The organism is Shewanella maritima (assembly GCF_043643735.1).
Taxonomy (GTDB): Bacteria; Pseudomonadota; Gammaproteobacteria; order Enterobacterales; family Shewanellaceae; genus Shewanella; species Shewanella maritima_A.
Genome location: NZ_JBHZSM010000003.1, coordinates 237,515 through 260,551 on the forward strand (window position 1 = coordinate 237,515; position 23,037 = coordinate 260,551).

The following is a 23,037-nucleotide window of genomic DNA, read 5'->3' on the forward strand; positions in this document are numbered from 1 at the left end:
TTAACAAAACTGCTGGAGTCAAACCTTTAGTCTTTTTTGTAGTTGTCGTGGCAACCTTTACAGCTTTTACCTGTGTTACCGAATGCTTGCTTCAACGTCTTCATGTCACCTGTTGGAGCGACTTCAGCTAGTTTTGCAGCGTTTGCTTGAAAAGTTGTCATGCGCTCATCGAAATCTGCTTTATTGTTCCAGATTTTTGCGAGTGCTTCTGTATCACCTTTATCAGAACCCGTGATAAAGCCTTCATGAGGGATTACTGATAAAGCCGCAACATTCGCTGCGCGTTTAGCAAATACTTCTTGGTCGAAAGGTTTTTTACCTTTCATCATGGCTCCCATATCACCAAAGTTATAAGCAATTAGGCTAAATGCTTTTTGGCGGTATTCGATAGCATCAGCTGGCTCTTTGAAGTTGTTAGCAAATGCACTTGGGATCATCACTGCTGCAGCAGTAAAAGCAACAAGTAATTTTTTCATTTTAGTTGTCTCATTGAGTTAAATTACATGACAGAGAGCCATAATGAAATTGCCAAAGTGGGTACCTCATTATGGGAGTTATTATGACGCGCCTCTCATTTTACATAAAAAATGTCGTTTGTGTAGCCTAGTTTGTAAGTAAGCATTTCGTGAAGTAAATCATATGATTATTAAACTTACCCTAATCGCTTTGCCTTGAGTAAGATGTTTTTGCTACACTCTGTAATGTTATAGCATTACAGGCAATAGAAGGTTTATATGCGAGCTGATTGGAGCTTAGTAGTAGATAAAATTTTAACTCATGCAAACAATGATGATTTAGCAGTGTTGTTTCAGCTGTTATTAACAGAAGAAGAACGCAGTGCAATTGCTGGCCGATTGAAAGTGTTTCAAAGCTTGCTCGCTGGTGAAATGAGTCAACGCCAAATTGCAGCAGAATATCAGGTGAGTATTGCCACAATTACGCGATGTTCAAATTACTTAAAAAATATGACTCAAGAGCATAGAGATTCCATTCAGAAACTCATCCTAGAGTAGCGGTATTCTCCACATTGCCATCTAAAGTATGGCTGTGTGGGGCTTTCATAAAGCCTCAATTTGTATTTTCATGATTTCCCCATTTTAAATTTACTCCGCTTATCCTCAGTTTGTTATTTTTCTAAGACCTATTAATGTTAATGGCTCTGCTTAACCTTCATTTATTTGCTAGTAAGGTTAGCGGGAAAAAATTGGAATGGCGTTAAATAAATGAGAGCTTGCTGGTGGGGTCTAAGTGTATCCTAGAATGAAGTAACCAAAGAAATAAGCTGCACTCATTATTGAGATACAGCTTACTGGAGATCAGTGAGATGAAATTGGGGCCTTATGGTGTCTAAAGCTTGCTCTTCGTATCACAAGGTAAAAGCCAAAGGTCACTAAGCAGATTGCAAATAATGTACTTGAATCTTTAGGGTAAAATCGATATATCAACGCTGCTGTTAAAATGTATAAAAAAGGCAACTGTCCATAAATGAATTCAGGTAATATTCCGCGTTTACGTTTGCGTTTGGGATCAGTTCTTCGGTTTGCAGAGCGTTGATTATAGATATAAGCACCATATATAAAGACTAAAATAGCCGCATAAATTGCATAAGCCGGTTTAGCTACTATTGCGCCTACTCCACCTATAAAAAGGTAAATATAAGGTAAGGTTTCATAAATGGGTTTAGCTAACATATGCACTCCTTCGCATGTATTATCTTGGGTTTTTTACGCGTAAGGCCTGTTTACAAACCTTGTTAAGTCGAGGCAAACCAGCCGAATAAAGTCTAATAGACATCAATAAAGTATAGGAAAAAAAAAAGCGGTTGCCTACAAAATAGACAACCACTTGATTTGATTTGATACTTTATACTGAATTCTAACGAAGTAAATTAGTTCAAAGTATTAGCCATAAAGATTGTTATTGTAAGCTTAGTGACAACCACAACCACAGCCACCTTTACCATCACAACCGGGCTTTTCTTCACCACAGGTTTCATGTTCACCATGATCATGGCCACAGCTAGAACCAGGTGCATGAATGTGGCCGTGTGCTACTTCATCTGCTGATGCTTCTCTAACTTCAACCACTTCTACATTGAAATGCAATGTTTGACCCGCAAGAGGGTGGTTGCCATCAACCACAATAGAGTCATCTTTGACTTCAGTTACTTGTACTGGACGTTGACCCATTTCGGTTTCTGCAATGAAACGCATACCAGGCACGATATCTTGAATATCACCAAATGCTGCAACTGGGACTTCTTGCTTTAGGCCATCATGGTAAGGACCGTAGCCCTGCTCAGCTTCAACTTCTACATCAAGTTTATCGCCAACGGTTTTGCCTTCAAGGGCTGTTTCTAACCCTGGGATTATGTTTTCACTACCATGTAGGTATAGCATTGGTTCTGCTTCGAAAGAGCTTTCAATTAACTCGCCTTGCTGGTTTGAAAGCTTGTAGTGAATTGTTACCGCGCTGTGTTTTGTAATTTTCATGTCAACTCCAACTCATAAGATGGCAGCATGATATCGTTTCTAATTCACCAGTGCGATGACATACATCAGATTTTGCTTAATAAAATTAATCTGCCGTATTTGTTATCACACACGATGCAATATTATTATTCGTGAATATTGTTCATGTTGTTGGTAGACAATCATTTTTTATGCATTGTTGATGCATTACTTTTTGTAAGGATAAACGTAGTGATTTAGCTTTTTTGATTTTACTCTGTTATGTATCAGTACCTTAGGATGGTGTATTGATGGAGTAATGCATTTGTTGTGACTTGTGGTTGATTGAATATCTATGTGGATGTCGTTTTGGTTTGTTGTTGTTAATATATGTCAACCAGTCAATTTGAAATTGTTTTACTATAGAGTGTATTTTTAGGTTGACAATGTGTGGGTAAACAAGGATTCTGTAAATAAGCGCAGGGATAAACCTGCTATTAAACTGATTTATTAGGAAGCGTCCATGTCAATGAGTCATCTTATGGCGACTATTATTACGACCACCACCATTACCATAATGGGGGCGGGCTGACTTTACCCTAAAATCATGTTTTAAAGCCCGCTTCGTTACACGACAAGCGGGTTTTTTTTGTTTATTCAAAATGAAAGTATGTGAAATTGCTCTGGAGAGTTGTATGAAAGTGATGAAATTTGGTGGAACCTCGTTGGCTAACTGGCAACGTTTTTCAATGGCTGCAGAGATTATTCTAACCACGACAAAAACAACTTCAGTGGCAACAGTGCTTTCAGCACCGGCAACGGTTACCAATGGTTTATTAAATATGGTTGATCTTGCCGTAGATAAACAACCCTATGAAGCTGTGGTTGGGCAGGTTGAAAAAGTTTTTTCACAGCTCTTTAGTGATGCTGCGGTGGTGCTAAATGATGCCCAGCAGCAAGCATTGGCTGAGCAGTTATCAACTCAAGTATCAGTTTGGAAAGAAAAGTTACATGGCATACATTTATTGGGTGAATGTCCTGATTATGTCCGTGCAGAAATCATCACGTCTGGTGAAAAGCTATCAACTGCATTGATGGTACAGGTGTTAAATGCTAAAGGAGTGTCGGCTGACAAACTAGACCCGCAAGCGTTATTTTTAGCCCATGGACAAACGTTAGAGTCCAATGTCGATATTGCTGTGAGCAAACCTAGATTTGCTCAACTAGATTTAACGGCTAAGCAAGTGTGGGTGATGCCAGGTTTCACGGCATCAGATGTACACGGCAAAGTGGTGACATTAGGGCGTAATGGCTCGGATTATTCGGCAGCAGTACTGGCCGCATGTATTGATGCAAGTAGCTGTGAAATCTGGACTGATGTTGATGGTGTCTATAATACTGACCCTCGCGTGGTAGTGGATGCAAAACTACTTGAGCAGTTAAGCTACCAAGAAGCCATGGAGCTTTCATATTTTGGCGCTAAGGTGTTGCACCCAAAAACAATTGCGCCTATTGCTCAATATCATATCCCTTGTTATATCCGTAACAGCTTTAACCCCGATGCTCCAGGGACATTAGTTTCCAATCAAGAAGATCAGACTGGGTTGCAGGTTAAAGCCATTTCTAATCTCGATGATCAAACAATGTTCAATGTTTCTGGTCCTGGCATGAAAGGTATGGTCGGGATGGCAAGCCGAGTGTTAGAGGCGATTTCACGTAGCGGAATCTCTATTTCACTGATTACCCAAAGCTCCTCTGAATATAGCATTAGCTTTTGTGTGGCAACTCACGAAGCTAATAAGGCAAAGTGGGCATTAGAGCAAGAGTTTGAGTTAGAAATAAAGTCTGAACTTCTTGAAGCCATTGAATTACGTCAAGATCTAGCGATAGTGTCATTGATAGGTGATGGCATGAAGACGCACAAAGGTGTAGCGGCCAAGTTCTTTAATGCGCTTGCAAAAGCCAGTGTCAATATTGTGGCCATTGCCCAAGGATCTTCTGAGCGCTCTATTTCAACAGTGGTGAGACAAGATAAAACCAAGCATGCAATTCGTGCATGTCATCAAGCCTTTTTTGATGTTCAACAATATCTAGATGTGTTCTTAGTGGGTGCTGGCAATGTGGGGGCAGGGCTATTACAACAAATATTGCAACAAGGTGAGGTGTTAAAACAACAGCACATCACAATGAGAGTGTGCGGTATTGCCAACTCTAAGAAGATGTTACTCGATCCTGAAGGTGTCGATCTGAGTCTGTGGCGTGAGGCGATAGCAAATTCACAACAGGACTTTGATCTATCAGCCATGCTCAACTGGGGTAAAGAGCAGCAAATTTTAAACCCAGTGTTTGTTGATTGTACCTCTAGCGAATTAGTCTCTGATAGATATTTAGATGTGATGGCCGCAGGCTTTCATGTGGTTACTCCCAATAAAAAAGCCAATACGCGCGACAAGGCATTTTATCAATCACTACGCAGTACTGCTCTACAGCATCGCCGTCAATTTTTATATGAAACAACAGTGGGAGCGGGCTTACCTGTCATTGATAACTTGAAAAAACTGTTATACGCAGGTGATAAACTGCTTAAGTTCAATGGAATTTTGTCCGGTTCGTTATCTTATATCTTTGGCATGCTCGATGAAGGTATGACTTTGTCTCAAGCAACGGCGATAGCAAGAGACAAGTGCTTTACAGAGCCAGATCCTCGTGATGATCTAAGTGGTATGGATGTTGCGCGGAAAGTATTAATTCTTGCTCGTGAAGTTGGCTTAGAGTTAGAGCTGTCAGATATTAAAATTGAGTCAGTTTTACCAGCTAATTTTGACGATAGCGGTAATGTAGAGCAATTCATGCAAAATCTTACTAGCTTGGATGAACAAGTATCTCAACGGGTTGCGAATGCTAAAGCGCAAGGGAAAGTATTGCGTTACGTTGGTCAAATTGAAGATGGGCAATGCTATGTCAGAATAGCAGAGGTCGATAGCAGTGACCCACTTTATAGCGTAAAAGGTGGTGAAAATGCACTGGCATTTTATAGTCGCTACTACCAGCCAATTCCTTTTGTTTTACGTGGCTATGGTGCGGGCACAGAAGTGACCGCTGCAGGTGTATTTGCCGATGTATTAAGAACACTTAATTGGTCAAGAGAGGTCGCATAATGCAGTCTGAAAACACGCGTTCAAAGCTCACCATTTATGCGCCAGCGTCTATGGGCAATGTTGGAGTCGGCTTTGATTTGCTGGGGGCAGCACTTGCGCCGATAGACGGGCAGTTGCTAGGTGACACTGTCACTATTGATGCGAGTGAGCAACCAATACAATACAGCCAATCCGGTCCTTGGGCGCATAAGTTGCCCGATAATGATGCCGAGAATATTGTGTATCAATGTGCAGAATTTTTTCTTGAAAAGCAGCAAATATCTCAAGGGGTTTCACTGCACCTACAGAAGAATTTACCCGTAGGAAGCGGATTAGGCTCATCAGCAAGCTCCGTTGTTGCTGCTTTATATGCGTTAAATGCGTATTTCGATTCGCCATATGATCAACAAGCGCTATTACAGTTAATGGGAGAGTTTGAAGGTAAGATTTCAGGCAGTGTGCATTACGATAATGTCGCTCCAAGTTATCTTGGTGGGATGCAATTGATGCTAGATACGCCTCAGGTTACTTGCCAAGGGATCCCACATTTTAAAGAGTGGTATTGGGTGGTGGCTTATCCTGGCATTTCATTGTCCACCGCGAAAATGCGCCAGCTATTGCCTGAGCAGTATCCAAAAAGTATTGCTATTGATTTTGGCCGCCGCTTAAGTGCTTTTGTGCATGCAAGTTACAGCCAACAAGCGGATATGGCTTTGCATGTACTACAAGATGTTATTGCAGAACCTTATCGTGCTAAAGCAATCCCAGGCTTTGAAGCAGCGCGCGCGACATTGACTGAACTTGGCATGAAAACCACAGGTATTTCTGGCAGTGGACCAACCTTATTTTCTGTCACAGATTCACTTATTAAAGCACAAGCAGCACAAGCATGGTTAGAACAGCACTATGTGACAGAACAAGGTGGATTTAGCCATATTTGTCATATAGATATACAAGGCACAAGGGTTATTGACTAAGTCATCTTGTACTGAAATCCAACTTAATTTATTCAAAGGTCGTATTAATGGAACTGTATAATTTAAAACACCCTTCGCAAGTGGTTAACTTTAGTCAAGCTGTCCAATTGGGACTGGGAAAAGACAGAGGGTTGTTTTTCCCAAGCCAAATACCCACGTTAGATAACATTGATGAATTGCTTACAATGCCTTTTGTTGAACGTAGCCAGCAAATTTTAGGTGCTTGGTTAGCCGATGAGTTAGGCCAAGCACAAGTTGATAAGTTGGTCGAAAACGCATTTAATTTTGATGTGCCACTTTCAGCAGTTGATGATAATAAAGCCTGCTTAGAGTTGTTTCATGGTCCGACTCTGGCATTTAAAGACTTTGGCGCTCGTTTTATGGCGCAATGCGTTAACTTGTTGGCAGGTGATAATAAGCTAACGATATTGACTGCTACATCAGGTGATACTGGTGCCGCCGTTGCTGATGCATTCTATGGCTTAGACAAAGTCAATGTCGTGGTAATGTACCCTCAAGGCAAGATTAGTGAACTGCAAGAAAGAATGTTCACTACGCTTGGGAAAAATATATACACCATCGCGGTCAAATCAGATTTTGATGCTTGCCAAGCTTTAGTTAAGCAGGCCTTTGATGAGCCAGATGTGCGTCAAGGTTTGGCCTTAAACTCGGCTAATTCAATTAATATTAGCCGTTTATTGGCACAAATTTGTTATTATTTTGAAGCGGTTGCACAAGCGAAAAAGGCGGGCAAAGATAACATTGTTATGTCCGTGCCCAGTGGCAACTTTGGTAACTTAACCGCTGGATTATTTGCTAAGGCCATGGGGTTACCTATTAGCCGATTCATTGCTGCGACTAATAGTAATGATACCGTGCCACGCTTTTTAGATGATGGGCAGTGGGCGCCGAATCAGACTGTCGCCACAATGTCGAACGCCATGGATGTATCTGAGCCGAGCAATTGGCCCCGTGCTGAAGTGATTTGTCAAAAAATGGGCTGGGATTTATCGTTAATATCAGGTGTGGCTATTTCTGAGGCAAAAACCACTAATGCACTCATCAAGTTACAACAACAAGGATACCAATCTGAACCTCATGCTGCCATTGCTGCGTGTGCCTTAGATGAGCAGTTGAATTCAAATGAATTTGGCGTATTTTTAGGTACGGCACATCCTGCTAAGTTCAAAGATGTGGTGGACGAGCAACTCAATACTGATTTGCCTCTGCCTGTTGAGTTAGCTGCGGTAGCCAATAAAACAATACTCTCTGCAGAACTCGATGCCGACTTCGCACAACTGAAAGCCTATCTTTTTAAGCATTTAGGCTAAGGTCGAATAGTTAATTACTGGGCTCCCATTCAAAATGGGGGCCTTTTTAATGTGCGAAGGTTACTAATTGATAGTGAATGTATAGATTTATGATCTCTGTCATTCACATTTACGACTATCCTTGTAAATATAAGGTACATGATTTTTGACAATTTTTTACCGGGAGTTACAAAATGCCTGAGAAAGCCATGTTGAAGCGATTAAGACGTGATCACCAGCATATTGCCATTTTGTTGGATATTCTTGCTAAAAAACAACGAAAGTTGGCTGTTGGCGAAGGTGTCAATTTTAGCTTGGTAAGAGATATTGTTGAATACATGCAAAGCTATGCTGAGCATTCCCATCACCCCTTAGAAGACATTACTTATGATTTCTTCATGAAGAAAACAGGCGGGTTAAATAGTTCACAGTTGCACGATGAACACACTCGTTTAGCTGAATCTTCTGGCGCATTGATGTATAGCTTAAATATGATTTTAAGCGATATTGTTATTTCAAGAGAAAAGCTCGTCGCCGATCTGAAGTCCTACATTGAACTACAGCAATTACATATGGAATATGAAGAGCGAGAAATCTTTCCGCACTTTGTTAAATCATTAACTGTTGAAGATTGGGCAGAAATTGAAAAGTTATGTCATCAAAAATTGGTGGATGACCCATTATTCAGTGAAAGTGATGAAGTTACATTTGATGAGTTAAAAGCTTATATTGCAGATATCGATAACAAGCAATAGCTTGTTAATGTTTTGTAAATCAAAAAAGAGCGCTTTAGCGCTCTTTTTAGTTTGATGAAAATGAATAGATATTCAAGTTCTAGATATTTATGCTACATGACGAAATTAGTGTCTAAATCAAACGAGTCGTCTATATCTTGTAATTCTTTGAGTAACCTTTGTCTGTCCTTGATGGCTTCAATTTCTCGCCATTTACGCTTTTTACTTGAGCTTCGTGTTGCTCTTGTAGGTTTTTCAACAACTTGTTCTAGCGCACCACCATAGTCTAAACGATCCATGGCAACCTCCTTTTTATTATGATGTCTCTATGCAAATAAGTATCATATTTCATCGATAGTGTGCAATAGAGATGTTTCACTTTTGTTAACTGTGCGCGACATTTTGATGAAAATATCCGAGTGATTTTGGCTAATAAAACCGCAAAAACTAATTGCTGGCCAAAAAAAAGCCAGCTTTCGCTGGCTTCATAGTTTTTTATGCTTTTTTTTATATTTTTCCGTGTCGGAAAATATTAATCAAGTTATTGCTAGAAGCATCTAATTCGGTTGCGTCAGTATCGGCTGCGATTCTATCAAGCACATCATTACCCAGTACTTTGCCAAGTTCAACGCCCCATTGATCGAATGAATTAATATCCCAAATGGCGCCTTGAACAAAGGTGCGGTGCTCGTAAAGGGCTATTAGGGCACCTAATGTACTAGGAGTCAGCTTATCCATCAGCAAAGTATTGCTTGGTTTGTTGCCTGTCATCACCTTATGTTTGGCAATGAGTGCTTTTTGATCTTCATCCAAAGAAGAGTTGGCTAGTTCAGCTGACGCTTCCTCATAAGTTCTACCTTGCATTAACGCTTGAGTTTGTCCAAAACAATTTGATGCTAGCTGTTGGTGGTGTCCACCAAGCGGGTTGTGTGACTGCAGTGGCATAATGAAGTCAGCTGGAATTAACGCAGTGCCCTGATGAAGGAGTTGGTGGTATGCATGCTGGCCGTTAGTACCTTCACCGCCCCAGATAACCGGCCCAGTTGAATAATCAACATCGGTACCATTCAAGGTCACTGATTTGCCATTACTTTCCATATCCAATTGCTGGAAGTATGCGGGTAGTCCGCGTAAATAATGATCATAAGTTAGAATGACATGGGATTGAGCACTATGGAAGTTACTGTATAACACTGAAAGTAATCCCATTATGACGGGCATGTTTTGCTCAATAGGCGCATTTGCAAAGTGCTCATCCATTTGGTGGGCACCTTCCAGTAATTGGATGAAGTTATCCATGCCAATGACAAGGGCAATGGGTAAGCCAATCGCTGACCATAATGAATATCGTCCACCAACCCAGTCCCACATTGGAAAGATATTGTCTGCATCTATACCAAACTCAGTGGCTTTGGTCACATTAGAGGTTACCGCAACAAAATGCTTGGCAATATCTTGCTGAGTGCCGCCTTGTTGGATAAACCAGTCTTTGGCGCTCATTGTGTTAGTCAAGGTTTCTTGGGTGCCAAAAGATTTGGATGACATCACAAACAGGGTTGTCTCAGCATTTAAGCCTTTGAGCTTTTCACAAATTGAGCTTGCATCTACATTGGCTACAAAATGACAGCTAAGCTGTTTACCCCAATAAGGTCTGAGTGCTTGAGTGACAATTTTAGGTCCAAGAAAAGACCCACCAATACCAATACTGACAATATCGGTAATCGGCTTGCCGGTATAACCTTGCCATTGACCAGATTGTAATTGTTCAACAAATTGGCGCATTTTTGCCAATGTCTGTTGTACCTCTGCCACAACATGTCCGCCATCGACTTGCATGTTAGCGTCTGGCTTTGCTCTTAATGCCGTATGAAGTACAGCACGCTGCTCAGTGTTGTTGATACGTTCACCATCAAACATTGCGCTAATTTTGTTTGGTAAGTTGGTTTCTTCAGCTAATGCAAACAGTAACTTCAGAGTGTCGTCATTGACTCGGTTTTTAGAGTAATCGAGTAGTAGGCCACAAGCACTCAGGCTCATTTTGTCGAAGCGCTGTGGGTCATTGGCGAACATCTGGCGCATATGAGGCAAACTTGCAGCGTTATCTTTTAGTTGCTGCCAAGTTAAGCTGGTCGTTAATTGTGTCATGAGTACATCCTTGTTTAAGCTAGCTTTTGCTTAAGCATCTCTTCTAGTTTGTTTTGATCAATTGCAAAGTTACGGATACCTTCAGCTAGTTTATCAACTGCCATGGCGTCTTCGTTAAATGCCCATCTAAACTGTGCTTCAGTTAATGGTGTTGGCGCAGCTTTAATTGGTTCAGAAGTTGCTTTTAGCTGCTCAGTAACAAGCTGTTGGCTATTGGCCATTTCTTCTAATAAAGCGGGACCAATGGTTAAGCGATCGCAACCAGCTAGTTGGATAATTTCGCCTGTATTTCTGAAGCTAGCACCCATTACGACTGTATTGTAGCCGTGGGCTTTGTAATATTGGTAGATTTCAGTAACTGACACTACACCGGGGTCCGTTTCAGCTGTGTATTCTTCACCGGTATTTTTCTTATACCAATCAAGAATGCGGCCAACAAACGGTGAGATTAGATAAACGCCGGCTTCAGCACATGCTCTGGCTTGAGCAAAGCTAAACAATAAGGTTAGGTTACAATTAATGCCTTCTTGTTCGAGTTGCTTTGCTGCACAAATTCCTTCCCAAGTAGAAGCTAATTTAATGAGAATACGAGACTTATCGATACCTGCTTGTTCATAAAGCTTGATAAGTTTATGCGCTTTAGCAATCGATGCCCCTTCATCAAAAGACAGTCTTGCATCGACTTCAGTAGACATTCTACCTGGCACATTTTTTAAAATTTCTACGCCAATATTGACGGCTAATTTATCGCCAGCATCTTCTACTTGTTGCTCTAGATCATCACTCTGGCTTTTTGCCCATGCAATGGCTTCATCTATAAGGTAAGCATATTCAGGAATTTGTGAAGCTTTTAGAATGAGTGAAGGATTGGTGGTCGCATCTTGTGGGTGATAGCGCTTAATGGCTTCAATATCGCCGGTGTCGGCAACAATTGTGGTGAATGCTTTCAGCTGCGAGAGTGTGTTTTCCATGAACAATTTCCTCAAAATCGAGTGAATAAAATGCAATCTCTATAATAGAAGCTATTCTACCTGTTATGCCAATTCATTTGAAAATAAATTACGAGATTTTAGCGTTTTTTTGTGGGTATATGGCGTTTTATTGTAGTAAAACTAACAAAATTAGTTTGTACACTTTGATTTTTAAGCGAGTTCTAAGGTGTTAATTTGTTATTTATCAGTTGTTTGGTGGTTTTATTTCTGTTCTGTAAATAAAAAAGCCACTCTGAATGAGTGGCTTTGAAAATAATTGTATTTGAGAAGTTATTTAATTAAAACTGGGCGCTTCTCATTGGTTGTGACTACAGCTTCAATGCGGCGGTTAACACGGTTAGCTTCTGCAGAACTTCCTTCCATAGCTGGGCGGGTTACACCATAACCAACCGAATCAATACGGTTAGCATTGATACCATATTTTTCAATTAATACAGTTGCAACAGCTTTTGCTCGCTTGTCGGAAAGTGTCATGTTGTAATCTGGGTTACCCGTATTAGATGCATGACCTTCAATTAAGATATTGTGTTCAGGGTTTTTCTCAAGGTAGTTTGCAACCTTATCAAGCACTTCATATGAAGATTGCTTAATGACAGAAGAGTTGTTGTCGAACAAGATACCTTCTAGAACATATTGTGCTGTTACGTTCTCATAGATAGTACAACCGTCAGCATCAACCTTGTGGTTAGCTGGTGTGCCTAAACACTTATCTTGATCATCAAGGACATTATCTTTATCCGCATCGACAGCTACAGCTGCAACGACAGGTGCAGCAACTGCAACTGGTGCTGCTTTCGCTTCTGTGCCAAAACGGTAGCTTAGCTCTAGGCCCCAGTAGTTGCTTTGCATATCTAGGTTAACCCATTCTTTTGCTTCAAAATCTTCATAACGACGATATTTTGCTTGAAGCTTAAGGTTTTCAGTCACCATGTAACCGATGCCAGCACCATAATAGGCAGCAACACCAGAGTCGCTAGAATCTTCACCTGCTAAGTTGTGCACATTTGAGACTGAATAAGCCATACCACCAAGTTCAGCGTTTAAGCTCCAACCATCGGCAAATGGATATGAAGCAACAAGACCTAATGTGGGACCTTTAGCGCCAATATCAAATAAGCGATTGTTGTAGTCAACCCATTCTGCTTTACCTAAGTCACGGTAACCAAGCTCTGCGCCAAAGTAATCACTGAACATATAACCTGCAAAAACATCCCAAGCATATGGGGCGTCTTCACCGCATTGGCTCATGACAGTTAATTCACAGTTTGGTTCATAGTTATTGACGCCCAGCCCTGCACCTACATACCAAGGTGAAAGTTCTTGTTCAGCTGTTGCAGCGAAAGGGACAAGTGAGGCGAGTAATACTACTTTGAATGTTTTGTTCATATTCATCATATTTAGTTCCATTTTAGTTCCATTTTGATTTTACTTCACCAAATGACAGATTGGCACTTTGTATCAACCTGCTGTGTCAGCGCTTAACGTGGTGATCCTTTTTGTATTGTAGCTGGCGGCGCAATTATGGTAGTAAATTCAATGTATTTCCAGACTTAATTACAAAAATACAACTAATAGCGTCAATTAATTAACGCAAGCTGGTTTCTTGTCACTGTTACAATTGTGTTCGACCGGTTGTTTTAGTTGTTTTCGTAAACATAGCGCGTGTTTAAACTGTTTTCGATAGACATTATCTGCTGAGGAATTGTGCTGATATCACTGTTTGATTTTTGATAAGTAATAAAAAAGCGCCTTAAGGCGCTTTTTGTCATGATGAGAAATTTTCTATGAGATAAAGTTTATCGTGTCCAAACCCAATTTTCGATATCTTGTGGGTCAACACCATTGGCTTTGATGTAATTCCTGTGTTCAACTAAGCGTTGTAACATGTCTGTGGTGATGGAAACATGCTGCGTCTCATCAATCACACCTTGTTGGAAAAGCTTGTAAGCCATATCAATGACTAAATGGTAACGTGAAGTGCCATTACGCACCCCCATATCAAATGGCGTAGTCGTTGAGCCTTCTTCCTCATAACCTTTAATACGGAATCTGTGGCTACCTTTATAATCAAAGATTAGCTTCTTAATCGTATTCGGGTACCCATGGTAGTTAAACACCACACCTTTATCCTCAGTGAAGATATCATCCATCTTCCAAGGCTTCTGCTGGAAATTACGGCTGCCTAGCCCGTTACTATTAAGTTCAGTTACGCTAACAAAACGGATGCGTACTCTAGGAAGCAACTCACGGATAAGCACTAAAGATGCCATACATTCCTGTGTGACATAGTCACCACAACCAGCAAGCACGACATCTGGGTTATCGTCAGAGGCAAAGTCCCACACCATCACGCCGTCTTTAGTTTGTTTACGCGCTTCATCCAGTGACAACCATTGTGGTAACTCTTTCTTACCTGCGACCAGAATATTCAGCTTATCGCGATCGGCATATGCACGCTCTGTATAAGTCAGTGTTGAATTACCATCTGCAGGTAAATATGCAGAAATAATGTCAGGATGTTTCTCTAACATAGCGCCTAAGAAAGACGGGTTTTGATGCGAATAGCCATTATGGTCTTGTCGCTCAAGTAGCGAAGAAAGCACCACATTACATGCAGGCACTGGCTTGCGGAAGTGTACGCCTTGACTGGCATAGACATACTTACAATATTGGTCAGCCATAGATGACACTACTTGTGAGAAAGCCTCATAAGTTGGGAACATTGCGTGTCGACCTGTGACCGTGTAACCGTGCATCATGCCAAATAATAAGTTTTCAGAAAGCAGCTCGACAACACGTCCGTCACGGCTCATGTCTTTATCCCAGCTCTCAATCGGCCACTGCCATGCACGTGAGGTTTCTTCAAATACAGCTTGCAGCTGGTTTGAATAAGTTTCATCAGGACTGAAGATGCGTAAATTACGTTGATCGCGATTGAGCTTAAATGCATCGCGCATCCACTCGCCCATTTTGTACATAGATACACCGCGTGTGCCGCGTGGTGTTTCAGGACCATAACTCAATTGTTTGAGATCGGGTTGTGCTAAGGCACGAACCACTTCACCACCGTAGCTTAAGTGTTGGCGACCACAGCAAAGATGTTTAGGAGGTAATAAAGAGGCAATATCTTCATCGAAGATTAACTCGCCTTTGTCATTGATGTGGTATAGCTCTTCAAACTTGTAGCTTGCTAACCAATCATCCAATGCTTTAAGGTGATCTGGGTCTTTGGCACACTTATTAACAATCACTTGGTGAGAGTCACAGTTACCTTCAAGCTTTTCGCCTTTAAATTCAGAGGTACCCGTCCAGCCTTTTGCTGTACGCATTAAAATGACTGGCCAACGAGGTTTAACCACATCTTCACCGTTACGTGCACGCTGTTGGATGTCATTAATCATTTCGTAAGACAAGTCCATCGCTTCAGCCATTTGCTCATAAACGTCTTGTTCTAATTCATCATCAACAATAATTGGGTGATAACCTAGGCCGCGGAATTCTAGATCTAGTTCTTCATGACTCATACGTCCCATGCGTGTTGGACCTGAGATCTTATAGCCATTGATATGAACAATCGGTAATACTGCACCGTTATTGACGGGATCAACTAGGCGGTTGGCATACCATGAAGCGGCCAATGGACCTGTTTCTGATTCACCATCACCCACTAAGCATGCAGCAATAAGACTTGGATTATCAAGTACAGCGCCCCATGCGACAGATAGAGAGTAACCCAGTTCACCACCTTCTAGAATCTGGCCTGGAGCTTCTGGGTTAGCATGAGAAGGGTAACCATATGCAGCTGAGAACTTCTTACAAATATCTTCGATACCTGTTTCATTATAAGGAATGGTTTCTGGATAGAAGTGGCTGAGTGAACCTTCCATAAATAGATTCGCTTGCACAGCTGGGAAACCATGACCTGGGCCTACAAGATATAAAAAGTCACGTTGATGCTTAACGATAAGACGATTGACGTTGGCATAAACAAAGTTGATACCTGGGCAAGTCCCCCAATGACCAAGCAAGCGTGGCTTGATGTCGGTATGTTGTAAAGGGCGCTTAAAAAGCACATTTTGTTTAAGGTAGATTTGTGATGTAGCTAGGAAGTTTGTTGCTCTAACCAGTTTCTTAAGTGAAACGATTTCTTGTGCATTGCTCATAATGGCCTCGACATTTAAATCAAATTATCCTCTATTTGAGAACACTGTATTCTCATTTTTAGTTGAGTAATGTGTTCTAAATCAACTTTTTGGTAATAAAATTTCACAACTTCTATTAGTAGAACGTTATAAACTGGTTAAGTGTATGAAATTTATTGGAAGTCGATCTGTTGCGTGTCATTGGGTTAGAAGTTAATAAACATTTTAATGTGATCATGATCACTTAGGGCATTTTTGTTCTTGTGATAGTTTCAGGCGCAGCTTAATTCTGTACGTATGGCAGCTGATAATTTTGGAATTTAATTAGAAGATGTTAGGCTCGTTACGGAATTACTGAATTACAAACATTTAATGTTGTTCAAGCCCGTTGCAACGCTTAATGAAAGTGTTGATAACCCGCGAGCATTATAAAAATCAAAATATAAGATGATGAAACACATGCGACTTTATAAGTCGTATGCATGGGACAGATCGAAGGAATACAGTATTAATTATGGCTATGTTAGAAACGATAGTTAACTTTATGAACGACTTGCTTTGGGGCAAGTTGTTAGTATACGGACTGGTTGGTGCCGGTTTATTTTTCACGATTCGCTTAGGGTTTATTCAGCTTACCCACTTCGGACATGGTTTAAAAGTCCTATCTAAAAGCCGTCAGCCAGGCAAGCATGGCTTATCTTCTTTCCAAGTATTTTGTACCAGTATGGCTGCGCGCGTAGGCGCCGGTAATATGGCAGGTGTTGCTGTAGCGATTGGTATGGCAGGTCCTGGTGCTGTTTTCTGGATGTGGGCAATTGCTGTGCTTGGTATGGCTACGGCTATGATTGAGTCTACCTTGGCTCAAGTATATAAAGTGAAAGACGATGACGGGCAATACCGTGGTGGTCCAGCTTATTATATGGAGAAAGGTCTAGGTCAGCGTTGGATGGGCATATTGTTCTCTATCTTGCTAATCATCTGTTTTGGTTTGGTATTTAATGCGGTACAAGCTAATACTATCTCTGGTGCAATGACTGCGGTATTTGACTTCAACCCTATTGCTGTTGCTGTGGCTATTTGTGTTTTATCTGGTTTCGTTATCATGGGCGGCTTGAAAAAAGTGGCGCGTGTTTCAGAACTAGTTGTGCCTTTCATGGCATTGATATACATCGGCATCGCACTTGTTGTCGTTCTGATGAATATCAGCGAGCTTCCAGCTGTATTTATGCTGGTTATCAACAGTGCATTTGGCTGGCATGAAGCCGCTGGTGGTGCTGTCGCTTATAGTATTGCGCAAGCAATGCAAGCTGGTATCGCGCGTGGTTTATTCTCTAACGAAGCGGGTATGGGTAGTGCTGCAAACATCGCCGCGAGTGCTTCACCAAATCCAAATCACCCAGCATCGCAAGGCTATGTACAAATGATGGGTGTCTTCTTCGATACCATCGTTATTTGTACTGCAACGGCTGCGATTATTTTATTATCAGGTGATGCTGCTGGTTCTGGTGATGGCATTCAAATGACCATTGCTGCTTTAACCTCCCATGTTGGTACATGGGGTGGGGCATTCATTGCTTTTGCTATTTTATTATTCTGTTTCACTTCTATTATTGCTAACTACTCTTACGCTGAAACAAACGTAATGTTCCTATCGGGTAACAGCAAAAAAGCGTTGCCAGTCTTTAGAATTGTCGTATTGGGTATGGTGCTCTTTGGCGCTCTTGCGAAGATTAATTTAGTGTGGAATCTAGCTGATGTATCGATGGGGTTAATGGCATTGGTGAACATCATTGCAATCACTTTGCTGTCGGGTTTAGCTGTTCGTGTCATTAATGATTATCGTGCACAAGTTAAAGCGGGTCAGGAACCTAAGTTTGATACCAAGGATTATCCTCAGTTACACCAAGACGATGAATTAGTTTGGACTCAAAAGAGTAAAGGCACTTTTGTAGACTAACCATTCGAGTTACTTGTAATGTAAATGACAAGCTCAATTAGCTTAATCGAAAAAACCATGCACATGTTGCATGGTTTTTTTATGGAACTTCAGTATCATGAGCTTAATTAGTAAAAATGGAGCTTATTCATGCTGGTATTAGTGTCACCTGCAAAAACGCTGGATTATGAAAATCCTGCCCCAACAACACAATTTACTCAACCAACGATGCTTGAGCAAAGCCAATCATTGATTGAAATTTGTCGTGAGCTAACACCAGCCGACGTCGCCAGTTTAATGAAAGTAAGCGATAAAATTGCAGCGCTTAACGTAGCGCGCTTTGGTGATTGGCAGCCTGAATTTACCTTAGATAATGCCAAACAAGCGATTTATGCCTTTAAAGGCGATGTATATACCGGGTTTGATGCTGAGTCGATGACTTCAGTTCAACAAGCGTCTGCGCAGGCACATTTACGCATATTGTCTGGCTTATATGGTTTGCTTAAACCGTTAGATTTAATGATGCCTTATCGTTTAGAAATGGGTACAAAGTTAGCCAACTCGGGTGGTGCTAATTTATATGCTTTTTGGGGAGAGTCTATCACGCATGAAGTGAATAAAGCCTTGTCACAGCAAGGTGATGACATCATTGTTAATTTAGCTTCAAATGAGTATTTTAAAGCGGTCAAGCCTAAAAGCCTGCAAGGTCAATTGGTCACTCCAGTATTTAAAGACTGTAAGAAAGGTCAATATAAAGTCATTAGTTTCTTTGCAAAGAAAGCTCGTGGATTAATGGCAAGGTACATTATTGATAATCAGCTCACTGCCCTTGAACAGCTTCAGGCATTTGATCTCGATGGTTACTATTATAGTGCCGAACAATCTACAGCTAACTCGCCAGTGTTCCTAAGGGAGGAGCGCTAATTTAAGCCTTTCAATTATTACTCGCTTCTGTAGGCGATAAAACCTTACAGATATTGCGCTTTATTGACTGCGTGACATCATAAAATTGCATCAAAAATGCCTCGAATAAACGAGGCATTTTTAGTTAAAGACAGTAAGTTACTTACTGTTTTTTAGCGATAGGGCGAAGATTAATATTCGATTGTGCCATGATGTAGGCAAAATGGGCGTAGACGGCCACATTCTGTGCTAGCGACTCTGGTACAATTTTATCTAGCGTGTCATTAGGCGTGTGGTGGTAATCGAAGTAGTCACTGCCGTCTTGTCTTAAAGATGCCACTGGCACACCCAATCTAGGTAACATGGATACATCGGGCCCTCCTGATGCTTGGTTGTTACCTAGTGCGACACCTAATGTGCTAACAGATGTGTGCAGCTGCTGAACTTGTTCAAACACTGCTGGATTGACTCTTAAATCAAGCTGATAGATTTTGCCCGCACCAAAGTCAGATTCTGCTGCAATATAATGCTTTTCTAATTCGTCGGCATGGTCTTTAGCGTAGGTTTTACCTCCGACTAAGCCCACTTCTTCAGCTGCGTATAACACGACTCTAATTGTTCTGGCAGGCTTTTGTGGCAAGTCCTGAATAAGTTTAGCTGCAGCAGTTACAATCGCTACACCAGCACCGTCATCAATCGCACCCGTTCCTTCATCCCAAGAGTCTAAATGTGCACCAATTAAAACAACTTCATCGGGTTTACTACTGCCAGTGACTTCTGCAATAACGTTATAAGACGTTGCAAAACCTTGGTTTTCAGAAGATAAGGTTAATGACATGGTGATATTAGTATCACGCTTTAGCATGGCATTGATTAGGTCGGCATCTGGATTTGACATGGCTGCCGCGGGGATTTTGGCTATGCCCTCTTTATAGCGCATCATTCCTGTATGCGCCATGCGGTCACTGTCAGTACCGATTGAGCGAATGACAATCGCAACAGCGCCTTTTTCTGCGGCAGAAATTGCACCGCGAGATCGTCCACCAACTGTTATGACATAGCCTTTACCAGATTTATGGCGGTGGGTTTTATGATCAATAAACACTATTTTCCCCGCAACTTGTTCGCGAGAAGCTTGCTTTAATGCATCTAAACTATCAAATCTTACAATAGGAGCATGAATGCCACCTTCTGGTGTTGCAATACTGCCTCCTAAAGCGGTAATCACTAGCGGTTGCTCAAACGGTGCTGTGATTGTTGCTTGTGCTATTCCTCTATGCCATACAGGTACTTGCACAGCTTCTTTATAAACTTTATCAAACCCAAGTGCATTGAGTTTATCCATAGCCCATTGAACGGCAAGTAAATCTTTTTCAGTGCCGGCAAGTCTTGGACCCACTTCTACAGTTAACGATTCGACTAATTCGTAAGCGAGATTGGACTCTAGTGCTTTTGAGGCCAGCTGCTGGGCAACAGCTGAATCTGGATTGCTAACCTCTGTAACATTTGAGGTTGGATTGTTATCGGTGTGTTGGCAAGCACTCAGAGTGGCGAAAACCAGCGCTGTTAGGGCTGCGCGATATAAGAGTTTCATGATTTTCCTTTCATTTTTATTAGCTATGTCTCATTTTTTTTTACAATCTACCAAAAAGTGTGGGGCATGTCCCGACTCTATTTTTTAGGGAACGCTATATTAGGGTGGGGGTTAGTTAAGGAGAGATGATAAAGTGATGAACATAGAAAAAATGCAACAGCAGGCAGACAGTGCCGTTGTGTTGTTAAAAGCATTAGCCAATGAGCGAAGATTGTTTATTTTGTGCCATTTATTAAATGAAGGCGAAATGTGTGTTGGTGAGATGAATAAGAAATTAGGATTAAGTCAATCTGCACTTTCTCAGCATTTAGCTTGGCTTCGCAAAGATAATTTAGTGTGCACTCGTAAAGAAGCACAAACTGTCTTTTATTCTTTAAAAAGTTCCGAAGTAAAAGAGTTAATTAACGTACTTAACAACATGTACTGCCATTAGTTTTGATTACCTAAGTAGTAATTAACCCACATTACACCTCGATATCACCAGCGACCTTTGCTGAAATGGTATTGGGGTGTTTTTTTATCTCTATTGAAATTCATTTGATAACCTGGTAATAAAAAACAGGCATAAAAAAACCGGCATAAGCCGGTTTTTATCGCTAAAGCAAAAAATTAAGCAAGCGCTTTGATTTTTGCGTTTAGACGTGCCTTTTGACGAGCAGCTTTATTCTTGTGAATAAGGCCTTTTGTCGCCATACGGTCAACGATTGGTTGTGCAACTGCGAACGCTTCTGTAGCCGCTTTGTGGTCACCGCTCTGGATAGCAGCGATAACTTTCTTAACGTAAGTGCGTAACATTGAGCGACGGCTTGCGTTATGCTGACGACGCTTTTCAGATTGAAGCGCGCGCTTCTTTGCAGACTTGCTATTAGCCAAGGTGCAACTCCTAAAAACTGGATTTGATACTTTTAAAGGCCGAGGAATATGCCTGCTTTTAACCATTTTGTCAATGGTTATGTTTGAATAATCGTCATTTTGACAAATTAATCAAGTAAGCTTGCTTATCTTCAACCCAACTCGTGTAAAATGTGGCGCAATTCTACCAGCTCTTGTGCATCTGTGACAGAGTTGTGTTGGAATATTTGTGATAAAAACCGATAAATTTTTACTGCCAGTGCCATTTCTAGGGGGCCATTTGAGCAAAAAGCTAATAAAGTCAGGGATGATAGTCAGTTTCATGACATTAATTTCAAGGGTGCTTGGATTAGTCAGAGACGTAGTGATTGCCAATCTAATGGGGGCAAGTAGCAATGCTGATGTATTTATTTTTGCCAATAAAATCCCTAATTTCCTTCGACGCCTATTTGCAGAGGGGGCATTCGCTCAAGCATTTGTGCCGGTATTAACCGAGTATCAGCAAAAAAACACCCCGGAAGAAACCCGTGAACTATTAAGTAAAGTAGCGGGTACATTGGGGGCGATAGTATCCGTTGTGACCTTAGTTGGGGTGATTGGTTCACCTATCTTAGCAGCGCTGTTTGGTGGTGGTTGGTTTCTTGAATGGTGGCATGGCGGTCCTGACGGTGACAAATTTTTGCAAGCACAGTTGATGCTTAAAATTACCTTTCCGTATTTATGGTTTATCACCTTTACAGCATTAGCAGGCTCCATACTGAATACCAGAGGCCGCTTTGCTGTTTCTGCTTTTACACCCGTTTTTCTTAATATCTCTATTATTGCGTTTGCGTTGTGGTATGCGCCATCGCTAGAAAGCCCTGAAATAGGTTTAGCTTGGGGGGTATTTTTTGGTGGGCTAATACAGTTTTTATTCCAAATTCCATTTTTAATGCGTGAAAATGCATTAGTTAAACCTTCTTGGGGGTGGAATCACCCTGGTGTGGTCAAAATTCGCACCTTAATGATCCCAGCATTGTTTGGTGTTTCTGTTTCTCAAATTAACTTATTACTCGATACCTTTATCGCCAGTTTCTTAATCACAGGCTCTATTAGTTGGCTGTATTATTCGGACAGATTGTTAGAGTTCCCATTGGGGTTGTTTGGTATTGCAATCGCGACGGTTATTTTGCCAGCATTATCTCGCGAACATGTGAATGCAAAAGGTGATGGCTTTAGTCAAACCATGGATTGGGGGGTGAAAAGTATCTTATTACTCGGTGCACCTGCCATGATGGGCTTAATTGTGCTTGCTCAACCTATGTTGATGGTACTGTTCATGCGCGGTGCATTTGGTATTAGCGATGTGGAAATGGCCAGTTATAGCCTGATTGCATACGGCACAGGCTTATTGAGTTTTATGATGATTAAAGTGTTAGCACCAGGATATTATTCTCGCCAAGATACCAAAACACCTGTTAAGTACGGCATTATTGCCATGGCAAGTAATATGGTATTTAACATTATTTTTGCCATCCCTTACGGCTATGTTGGGCTTGCTATTGCGACTTCTTTATCTGCTTTATTAAATGCCACATTGTTATACCGTGGCTTGCACAGGCTAAACGTTTATCGATTTAATCAAACGACTAAGGTTTTTGCGTTACGCGTTTTAGTCGCTAGCTCACTCATGGTTGCTGCTATTTTGTACGTTTTGCCCTCACAAGAAATCTGGCTGCAATGGAGCTTCATGGAGCGACTTACTGAACTGTTTTTATTGATATTTGGCGGTGCAACAGTGTACATAACAAGCATGTTTGTTTTTGGCTTTAGAATAAAACATTTAAAACAGGCTGTTTAAATCCCTCGTCGGCTTTATGTATCAC

General features: G+C 41.2%; 19 protein-coding genes. 9 read left to right on the top strand and 10 right to left on the bottom strand.

Going from position 1 to position 23,037, the window contains the following annotated elements; genetic code table 11:
- Positions 1–26 precede the first annotated feature (26 nt).
- On the bottom strand, positions 27–476 hold the full coding sequence (locus ACHUGF_RS05280; RefSeq protein WP_394129735.1) for a c-type cytochrome: 450 nt from the start codon (positions 474–476) through the stop codon (positions 27–29).
- 258 nt (positions 477–734) lie between these two features.
- On the opposite strand from ACHUGF_RS05280, the gene trpR reads away from it, so the two are divergent.
- Positions 735–1,013: a trp operon repressor gene (trpR, locus tag ACHUGF_RS05285; RefSeq protein WP_394129736.1), complete on the top strand. Its 279-nt coding sequence runs from the start codon at positions 735–737 to the stop codon at positions 1,011–1,013.
- A gap of 303 nt (positions 1,014–1,316) precedes the next feature.
- On the opposite strand, the gene ACHUGF_RS05290 is transcribed toward trpR, so the two are convergent.
- Both ACHUGF_RS05290 and ACHUGF_RS05295 read right to left on the bottom strand, forming a co-directional pair.
- Positions 1,317–1,691 carry a hypothetical protein gene (locus tag ACHUGF_RS05290; protein WP_394129737.1) on the bottom strand — a complete coding sequence of 125 codons (375 nt, stop codon included), beginning with the start codon at positions 1,689–1,691 and terminating at the stop codon, positions 1,317–1,319.
- A 237-nt stretch (positions 1,692–1,928) separates the two neighbouring features.
- Positions 1,929–2,492 carry an FKBP-type peptidyl-prolyl cis-trans isomerase gene (locus ACHUGF_RS05295; protein WP_394129738.1) on the bottom strand — a complete coding sequence of 188 codons (564 nt, stop codon included), beginning with the start codon at positions 2,490–2,492 and terminating at the stop codon, positions 1,929–1,931.
- A 653-nt stretch (positions 2,493–3,145) separates the two neighbouring features.
- Here ACHUGF_RS05295 and thrA point away from each other — a divergent pair.
- The 4 genes from thrA to ACHUGF_RS05315 all read left to right on the top strand — a co-directional run bounded on the left by thrA (position 3,146) and on the right by ACHUGF_RS05315 (position 8,629).
- Positions 3,146–5,608: a bifunctional aspartate kinase/homoserine dehydrogenase I gene (thrA, locus tag ACHUGF_RS05300; RefSeq protein WP_394129739.1), complete on the top strand. Its 2,463-nt coding sequence runs from the start codon at positions 3,146–3,148 to the stop codon at positions 5,606–5,608.
- Positions 5,608–6,564 (top strand): homoserine kinase, encoded by a 957-nt coding sequence (gene thrB / locus ACHUGF_RS05305; RefSeq protein ID WP_394129740.1) that lies wholly within the window; start codon positions 5,608–5,610, stop codon positions 6,562–6,564. Before thrA ends, thrB begins: the two co-directional genes overlap by 1 nt.
- Before the next feature lie 47 nt (positions 6,565–6,611).
- Positions 6,612–7,895 carry a threonine synthase gene (gene thrC / locus ACHUGF_RS05310; RefSeq protein WP_394129741.1) on the top strand — a complete coding sequence of 428 codons (1,284 nt, stop codon included), beginning with the start codon at positions 6,612–6,614 and terminating at the stop codon, positions 7,893–7,895.
- A 188-nt stretch (positions 7,896–8,083) separates the two neighbouring features.
- Positions 8,084–8,629, top strand: a complete 546-nt coding sequence (locus ACHUGF_RS05315; RefSeq protein WP_394129863.1) for a hemerythrin domain-containing protein — start codon at positions 8,084–8,086, stop codon at positions 8,627–8,629.
- Between the two features lie 92 nt (positions 8,630–8,721).
- On the opposite strand, the gene ACHUGF_RS05320 is transcribed toward ACHUGF_RS05315, so the two are convergent.
- From ACHUGF_RS05320 to ACHUGF_RS05340, 5 genes are all read right to left on the bottom strand, one after another.
- Complete coding sequence (locus tag ACHUGF_RS05320) at positions 8,722–8,907, bottom strand: DUF3545 family protein (protein ID WP_394129742.1); 186 nt, start codon at positions 8,905–8,907, stop codon at positions 8,722–8,724.
- A 208-nt stretch (positions 8,908–9,115) separates the two neighbouring features.
- A complete protein-coding gene (gene pgi, locus ACHUGF_RS05325) occupies positions 9,116–10,753 on the bottom strand; it encodes a glucose-6-phosphate isomerase (RefSeq protein ID WP_394129743.1) in 1,638 nt (545 codons plus the stop codon).
- A gap of 14 nt (positions 10,754–10,767) precedes the next feature.
- Positions 10,768–11,724: a transaldolase gene (tal, locus tag ACHUGF_RS05330; protein WP_394129744.1), complete on the bottom strand. Its 957-nt coding sequence runs from the start codon at positions 11,722–11,724 to the stop codon at positions 10,768–10,770.
- A gap of 291 nt (positions 11,725–12,015) precedes the next feature.
- Positions 12,016–13,152 carry an OmpA family protein gene (locus ACHUGF_RS05335; protein WP_394129745.1) on the bottom strand — a complete coding sequence of 379 codons (1,137 nt, stop codon included), beginning with the start codon at positions 13,150–13,152 and terminating at the stop codon, positions 12,016–12,018.
- Between the two features lie 389 nt (positions 13,153–13,541).
- Complete coding sequence (locus ACHUGF_RS05340; RefSeq protein ID WP_394129746.1) at positions 13,542–15,908, bottom strand: phosphoketolase family protein; 2,367 nt, start codon at positions 15,906–15,908, stop codon at positions 13,542–13,544.
- 499 nt (positions 15,909–16,407) lie between these two features.
- Here ACHUGF_RS05340 and ACHUGF_RS05345 point away from each other — a divergent pair, with 499 nt between their 5' ends.
- Together ACHUGF_RS05345 and yaaA are read left to right on the top strand one after the other, a co-directional pair.
- Entirely contained in the window at positions 16,408–17,844 is a 1,437-nt protein-coding gene (locus ACHUGF_RS05345) for an alanine/glycine:cation symporter family protein (protein ID WP_394129864.1), read from the top strand.
- Positions 17,845–17,973: 129 nt separating this feature from the next.
- Complete coding sequence (yaaA, locus tag ACHUGF_RS05350; protein WP_394129747.1) at positions 17,974–18,747, top strand: peroxide stress protein YaaA; 774 nt, start codon at positions 17,974–17,976, stop codon at positions 18,745–18,747.
- Between the two features lie 142 nt (positions 18,748–18,889).
- Here yaaA and ACHUGF_RS05355 read toward each other — a convergent pair whose 3' ends face one another.
- Complete coding sequence (locus tag ACHUGF_RS05355) at positions 18,890–20,320, bottom strand: M20/M25/M40 family metallo-hydrolase (RefSeq protein ID WP_394129748.1); 1,431 nt, start codon at positions 20,318–20,320, stop codon at positions 18,890–18,892.
- Between the two features lie 136 nt (positions 20,321–20,456).
- Between ACHUGF_RS05355 and ACHUGF_RS05360 the strand changes: the two genes are divergently transcribed.
- On the top strand, positions 20,457–20,753 hold the full coding sequence (locus ACHUGF_RS05360) for an ArsR/SmtB family transcription factor (protein WP_394129865.1): 297 nt from the start codon (positions 20,457–20,459) through the stop codon (positions 20,751–20,753).
- A gap of 176 nt (positions 20,754–20,929) precedes the next feature.
- Here the strand turns inward: ACHUGF_RS05360 and rpsT are convergent, their stop codons facing one another.
- On the bottom strand, positions 20,930–21,193 hold the full coding sequence (gene rpsT / locus ACHUGF_RS05365) for a 30S ribosomal protein S20 (protein WP_130601579.1): 264 nt from the start codon (positions 21,191–21,193) through the stop codon (positions 20,930–20,932).
- A 259-nt stretch (positions 21,194–21,452) separates the two neighbouring features.
- On the opposite strand from rpsT, the gene murJ reads away from it, so the two are divergent.
- Positions 21,453–23,012 (top strand): murein biosynthesis integral membrane protein MurJ, encoded by a 1,560-nt coding sequence (murJ, locus tag ACHUGF_RS05370; RefSeq protein WP_394129749.1) that lies wholly within the window; start codon positions 21,453–21,455, stop codon positions 23,010–23,012.
- The last annotated feature ends 25 nt before the right edge of the window (positions 23,013–23,037 follow it).